The organism is uncultured Thiodictyon sp. (genome assembly GCA_903837595.1).
GTDB lineage: Bacteria > Pseudomonadota > Gammaproteobacteria > Chromatiales > Chromatiaceae > Thiodictyon.
Map to the genome: position 1 here is coordinate 1 of CAILVI010000080.1, position 5,592 is coordinate 5,592.

Sequence of the window (5,592 nt, forward strand, 5' to 3'; positions counted from 1 at the left end):
ATAGCAGAGGAAAAACGCCCATGACACAGTTCAAGCCCGGAGCCAGCGGCAACCCACGGGGGAGGAAGCCGGGGACACTGACCAAGGCAGGAAAGTTGCGCGACGCCATCGCAAAAGACCTGCCCGAGATCGTTGCCGCGCTGGTAGAACAGGCCAAGGCTGGCGATGTTCAGGCCGCGCGGCTGCTGATGGACCGCGCCTTGCCCGCCCTGCGGCCCACTGCGGCCCCCGTGGCAGTGCCCCTTGGCGATGACCTTAGCCAAGCGTCCGGCGCCGTGCTGGCGGCCCTGACAGACGGGAGCATCGGCACCGACCAAGCCAGCGATTTAGCCGGGGTCTTGTCGGCACTGGCCCGAGTGAAAGAGATCACCGAACTGGAAAGCCGCGTCGCGGCGCTGGAGCAGAAGAAATGAAACCGATCAGAACCAGAGTGGAAATCCTCGAGGCTGGCGACGCCGCCCATAAGGACGTGCGCAAGATGAGCGACGCAGAGCTTGAGGCGGAGTTCGCGCGCCTTCGCCCGATATGTGCCGCGCTGCCTCCCGACCCGGAGATAGACGCCGAGATTGAGCGTCTAACCAGGAAACTCTACCCCACGACCGACCACCAAGACACGAGAGGAACCACCAATGCCCAAGCCAATTGAGCGACGCATCGAGGCCCTGGAGGCGACCAGCACGATGGACCCCATCTTAATGGTTCTTCGGTTTATCGCCCCCGGCGCACCCACCCGCGAGACCACACAAGCCGAATTTGACGGGATCACCCTGCACCGAGAGCCGAGCGAGACGGCCGACGAGTTCGAGGGACGCGCCAAAGCCGCAGCGATGGACGCGGCAAAGCTTAAGCCCGGCGCAGTCACGCTGCTGTCGCTCGCTGACTCGATCCTGGCCGCTCGCAAGCGCGTACTCGCGAGGCACCATGAGCAAACCCATTGAACGACGGATTGAGGCACTGGAGCAGTCCACCCCCATTCAGTACAAGCCCGATTTCAGCGGTTTGACCCGGGAGGAACGGGCAGAGTGTCGGATAATCCTTGAGTCGATAGGCGACGGACGGATGACGCCCGAGGAAGCCCGCGCTCGGGTCGCGCAACTCGGGAGCGGCCCGCGGCGGCTATGCGCGGAAGATCAGGCGACGGCTTGACGACGTGGGTCTTGCAGGGACGGCGGGACTTGGCGCAAGATTGGCGCCGTCCCCGGAGGTTTACGAGACCACCCGGGGCAAAGCCCGACCGCGAACACGGTTGAGCACCGGCACTACAGATTGTACAGCACCCCGGCCCGCTATCTGGCGTCCGTCGTGGTGACTGCCAGGACCCCGCCCGGAGTCCGTCTGTCGTGCCTATGCCCGCCCTTCCGCGGTCAATCGCCAGCAACCGGAGATTGACCCCATGACGACCACGAACACCTCCCCCTTGACCACCGACGCCAGCGACGCCGAACACGACGCCGGACTTGCTGCCTTGGCGGGGCTCTTAGCCGACAAGCCAATCGAGCTGCGCATTGCAGTGCGTGACTACCTGGCCGCTGCATTTCTTAGCGGTGTCTTGAGCCGGACGCCCCGCGCCGAACAGTGCGATGACGAGTGCATCCCGGCGATGGTGGAGTTCGGCCTTGTCGAGATCGCGCGACCGACCCGCGGCCGGACTGGCGCCCCCTATGGTGGCCGACGGCTGCGGCGGGTGCGCGTCACGCTCAAGGGGTGGCGCGCCATGGATGCTGTGGATCGCATGTTGCAGGAGCGGGACGCGATAGCCGCCTGACCACTGACCGCTCCCGTCCACCGAGCCCGCCGTGTGCGGGCTTTTCTTTGCCCTACGCATGGAGCGCGACGAGAACACTTGCCGGGAGCCGTTCACGCACCTGGAAGCGCGGGCGATGATGGCGATGATCAGCGGGTTCGAGAAGGAGGCGGCGAAGGAGAGGAGGAAGGCGGGGATCGCAAACTTGAAGCAAAACAAGGTGCTCGCCGGTGGTGTTAAATTAACACCACCGGGAGAAGCCGGAAAAACCCGCGACAAGGTAGCCGCCCAAGTCGGCTACTCCTTCGGGACCATGGAGCGCGTCAACCGGGTCTGCCGTGACGGGGTGCCAGAACTGATCGAGGCCATGGACGCCGAAGAAATCCCGACTGCGGGGTGATAGGGCCTAATCCTGATGCGCGGTTTGGAAGGTGGGTGTCCACAAATTTTGCTGACACCTCGCAGCGCAGTGTTTACAACGCCCGCCGGCTGTTCGAGGTCTTTGGTGCCCTCCCCAAATCTGGGGACTGTCAAATCATCGGCTTGCGGCCCTGCAAGTCACTGAGCCTGCTACCCTAAGCTCAACTGAGGGTAGCGGGATCAGCGCCCTTGGTTTCAAGGGCGGCCCCACCATGGCGCACACGCGCGGTACATCCTCAGATTGAGGGACTACCGGCGATCCAACTTCCACCAATGGTGGGAATTGAGCGGTACACACGCGGTACATCCACCAATGGTGGCGCTACCGTCACGGCTGATTATCGTTTCAGCAACGGGAATACCCGGCTGACTTCACCACAAGCGCAAGGGTCGCTGTTCAGAATCGACCTACAGAAAATGAGTTCCGCATATGCGGAAACCATTTCGCCACAAGCGCAAGGGTCGCACGTTCAAAATCACCCTTCACGGAAGTCGGCTTTCAAATCCGGCTTGTCGAGGTCCGCACGATCCTGCCGGCTGGCTTCCACCGGGTGACGAGCGGCAACGTCGGCGATGGTTCCCAGGGGACGGCGGCACCCTGCCGGGAGCGGTGCATCTGGCAGCCCCCCAGGGTGCGGAAAGCCCCAAGCGACGACAAAAGCGGGTACAAAAGCGGGTACAAAATGGCGGACACGAAACGAGAATCAAGCAACGGCAAGGCTTGCAGGCAAGACTACCCGTTTAACGTTTAGCGGCGCGGCGGCGTTGGCAGCAGCGCGTGTGGGTTGACTCCCGGTGCCCGTGTCACTAAACTACCGGGCTCTTGGCTACATAGCTCAGCTGGTTAGAGCACCGCACTCATAATGCGGGGGTCCCCGGTTCAAATCCTGGTGTAGCCACCAAAAACGATAAGAAGAACAGCCGCCTGGAGCGGCTTTTCTTTTGCCTGAAGATTGTATCCGCGCCGTCACGCGCCCTGACCAAGCCGCTCAGCAGGCCGCCACCACGTCCCCCACCCGGATCAGCCCGCCACTCAAGACGCGGGCATTGAGCCCGCCGTGACCACGCATGGCGTTGTAGCCCCCCGGACCCAATATGGCCTCCATGCGGGCGCAGGGGTGACAGAGTCCGGTACCCTGGAGCAGGGCCTCGCCGACCTTGAACTGACGGCCCTGCAATGCCGCCAGGTTGAGGCCGGAGACGACCAAGTTGCGCCGCAATCGGGCCGGGTCCAATGGCGGTTCACCCAAGAGCGCGCCCATCACGGCCAAGTGCTCGGATTGCATCAGGGTAATGCCTCGGGCGCCGCTGGCCCCGCCATAATGGTCGCCAGCCAGTCCGGCACCGACCTGAGCGCAGACCTCCAGGCGGGCGATGACCGCGGCGTGTTTGCGTGGACGCACCCCGATCCATTCGATGCGTCCGTGTCGGGGAAAGTTCCCCTTGAGCGATTCCAGAACGACCACGCTTATTCCCCCATAACCCAGGTATCAGCCACCATGAACAGGCCTCGCGCTTTCACCCGCACGCTGCTCCTGACACTGCTCGCGACCCTGGTGATTCTGCCCGGATGCAGCGCCATCCAGCTCGCCTACGGGACGGCGCCCTTCTTGATCAAACGCTACGTCGACAGCTATCTGGCCCTGGACAGCGACCAGTTGACTCAGTGGGAGCCGCGCCTCACCGCCATGCTCGACACCCATCGCGTCACGGAGTTGCCCCAACTTGCGGGCTTCTTCGAGGCCTTCTACAAGGCCAGTAGCGAAGGCTTCAACGCCAACAATGCACGCTGCCTCACCAGCGCCTTTGTCGACCTCTACCGGCGCCATGCCAGGCTCGCCGTGGGGGCCGCCGCACCCCTGCTCGCCCAGTTGACTCCGGCGCAGGTGCGCGGGCTCGATGCGAACTTCGCGGCACAGTATGCGAAGGCTCGCAACCGCCCCGAGTTGCGCGACAGCGCCCGGCAGGTGCGCAAGCGCACCGGGCGTTACATCGAGCGGATCGAGGAATGGACGGGGCCCCTGCGGGCCTCGCAACGCGCGTTGGTGGAGGAGGTGAGCGCCCCGATGCCGGACACCACGGTGGCGGTCCTTGAGTACCGCACGCAGAAGCGCAACGAGCTGATCAGGCTGTTGCGCGCGCGGGCGGACGAGGCCGCGCTCCGGGATTTCCTGACGGCCTGGTTGGTCGATTATCGGGACCTGACGCCTGCGCTCGTGAGCGCTGAGGAGCAATTGGGCAAGACCGTGGAGACACTCCTGATCCGTCTCGGTGCCAGTCTCGATTCGGCTCAGCGCAAGTACCTGAATAACCGACTCATATCCCTGCGGGACGCCTTCATGCATCTCCAGAATGCCCCCCGCCTGGTGCCGGTGAGTTGTCGCGCCTGATCAGAACAGGTCATCCACCGACCTGGGCGCGCCGCCGCCCTTTTTCGCGGCGGGCTTGGCCACCGCCTTTTTCTTCGGCGCGGTCGCCGGACCCGTGTCGGCCCCCGGCTCCGGGCCCATCAGCATCAGCCGGTATTCCTCCATCACCTCCTCGGTCGAGCCGGTGCTGGACTTGGTCTCGACCCCATGGCGGCCGTCGACTTTCACCTTGACCATTCCCGGGGGCGCCTCGAGCGTCGCCACCGGCTTGTCCTTCAGTGCCGTCTCCATGTAATCGGTCCACATGCTCAAGGCCGCCCGACCACCCTCCTCACCGCGGCCGAGTTTTTCATTGTCGTCGAAGCCCATCCAGGCCACGGTGACAAAGTCGGCCTGGAAGCCGCAGAACCAGGAGTCGCGGATGTCGTTGGTGGTGCCGGTCTTGCCGACGATGTCGGAGCGACCCAGGCGCAGCGCCCGGGTAGCGGTCCCATGTTCGACGACACCCCGCAGCATGGAGGTCATCTGGTAGGCGATGCGTGGGTCTATGACCTGCTCGGCCAGGTTAGCCGCGGCGGTGCCGGTGGTCCGGGCCGGTTTGTCGGGGCCGGTGCGATACCAGCAGTCCGCGCAGGCGTGCGGCGGTTCCGCCTGGTAGATCACGTCCCCGTTGGCGTTTTCGATGCGCGAGATATAGTAGGGCAGGACATGATAACCGCCGTTGGCGAAGACCGCATAGGCCTCCGCCATCTTCATCGGCGAGGTCTCGGCGGTCCCCAGTGCCATGGAGGGTCCGAGCACCTTGGGATCGAGTTCGAAACCGAAGCGGCGGGCAAAACGGGCGGCATAGTCGACGCCGACACTTTGCAAGAGGTTGATGGCGGCCAGGTTACGTGACAGGGCCAGGGCCTTACGCATGGGGATCGCCCCAAGCTCCCGACGGTCGGAGTCCTGCGGTGTCCAGTCCCCGATCCTGATCGCCGTATCTTTGACGATGCTGACCGGCGTCCAGCCCTTGTTCAGGGCCGAGGCATAGATGAACGGCTTGAAGCTGGAGCC

At 64.1% G+C, this 5,592-nt stretch carries 9 protein-coding genes and 1 tRNA gene; 8 read left to right on the forward strand and 2 right to left on the reverse strand.

What is annotated here, in order from left to right; genetic code table 11:
* Positions 1-20: 20 nt before the first annotated feature.
* The 7 genes from QZY44_RS04350 (at position 21) to QZY44_RS04380 (ending at position 3,066) form a co-directional block, all read left to right on the forward strand.
* Complete coding sequence (locus QZY44_RS04350) at positions 21-413, forward strand: DUF5681 domain-containing protein (RefSeq protein ID WP_295442756.1); 393 nt, start codon at positions 21-23, stop codon at positions 411-413.
* On the forward strand, positions 410-646 hold the full coding sequence (locus QZY44_RS04355; protein ID WP_295442758.1) for a hypothetical protein: 237 nt from the start codon (positions 410-412) through the stop codon (positions 644-646). The genes QZY44_RS04350 and QZY44_RS04355 overlap by 4 nt, the downstream gene beginning before the upstream one ends.
* Positions 630-938: a hypothetical protein gene (locus QZY44_RS04360; RefSeq protein WP_295442760.1), complete on the forward strand. Its 309-nt coding sequence runs from the start codon at positions 630-632 to the stop codon at positions 936-938. Before QZY44_RS04355 ends, QZY44_RS04360 begins: the two co-directional genes overlap by 17 nt.
* Positions 922-1,146, forward strand: coding sequence for a hypothetical protein (locus tag QZY44_RS04365; RefSeq protein ID WP_295442761.1), 225 nt, complete (start codon positions 922-924; stop codon positions 1,144-1,146). The genes QZY44_RS04360 and QZY44_RS04365 overlap by 17 nt, the downstream gene beginning before the upstream one ends.
* Before the next feature lie 247 nt (positions 1,147-1,393).
* The gene (locus tag QZY44_RS04370) at positions 1,394-1,765 is read left to right on the forward strand and encodes a hypothetical protein (RefSeq protein ID WP_295442762.1); all 372 of its coding nucleotides are present in this window, start codon (positions 1,394-1,396) and stop codon (positions 1,763-1,765) included.
* A 31-nt stretch (positions 1,766-1,796) separates the two neighbouring features.
* Positions 1,797-2,144, forward strand: a complete 348-nt coding sequence (locus QZY44_RS04375; RefSeq protein WP_295442764.1) for a hypothetical protein — start codon at positions 1,797-1,799, stop codon at positions 2,142-2,144.
* 845 nt (positions 2,145-2,989) lie between these two features.
* Positions 2,990-3,066, forward strand: a tRNA-Met gene (locus QZY44_RS04380).
* Positions 3,067-3,153: 87 nt separating this feature from the next.
* On the opposite strand, the gene QZY44_RS04385 is transcribed toward QZY44_RS04380, so the two are convergent.
* On the reverse strand, positions 3,154-3,630 hold the full coding sequence (locus QZY44_RS04385; RefSeq protein ID WP_295442766.1) for an MOSC domain-containing protein: 477 nt from the start codon (positions 3,628-3,630) through the stop codon (positions 3,154-3,156).
* 33 nt (positions 3,631-3,663) lie between these two features.
* Here QZY44_RS04385 and QZY44_RS04390 point away from each other — a divergent pair, with 33 nt between their 5' ends.
* Positions 3,664-4,554, forward strand: coding sequence for a DUF6279 family lipoprotein (locus QZY44_RS04390; RefSeq protein ID WP_295442768.1), 891 nt, complete (start codon positions 3,664-3,666; stop codon positions 4,552-4,554).
* Here QZY44_RS04390 and QZY44_RS04395 read toward each other — a convergent pair.
* Positions 4,555-5,592: penicillin-binding transpeptidase domain-containing protein (locus tag QZY44_RS04395; protein WP_295442770.1), on the reverse strand; the 1,038-nt coding region annotated here is incomplete at its 5' end.